The 248-nt window shown below is 40.7% G+C and carries 1 protein-coding gene; it reads right to left on the reverse strand.

Features of this window, described 5'->3' with window-relative positions:
- A partial coding sequence (locus Q4528_RS15205; protein ID WP_303522535.1) for a hypothetical protein occupies positions 1–225 on the reverse strand: 225 nt, incomplete at its 3' end.
- Positions 226–248 lie beyond the last annotated feature (23 nt).

The following is a 248-nucleotide window of genomic DNA, read 5'->3' on the forward strand; positions in this document are numbered from 1 at the left end:
GATTAACTGTGAAGTGTTTTCACTGGCTCGCCTTTTTAACGACGCTAATGCAATTTTTATCGCACTACCACCAACACTAGAACCAACCTTACGACTAAGTCTGATCATTATGTTAGAAACCACCAGTATAACCGCAACCAGTACTGCCCCTGCTCCCATAACAATAGCGGTTAACCTCAAATTTTGGCTGTAAATCAACACCAACAAAATAGTCGTGATCGCCATGATAATTTTAGCCATGATAGAAG

This window comes from Staphylococcus pasteuri, from assembly GCF_030547725.1.
In the GTDB taxonomy this organism is placed as follows: domain Bacteria; phylum Bacillota; class Bacilli; order Staphylococcales; family Staphylococcaceae; genus Staphylococcus; species Staphylococcus pasteuri.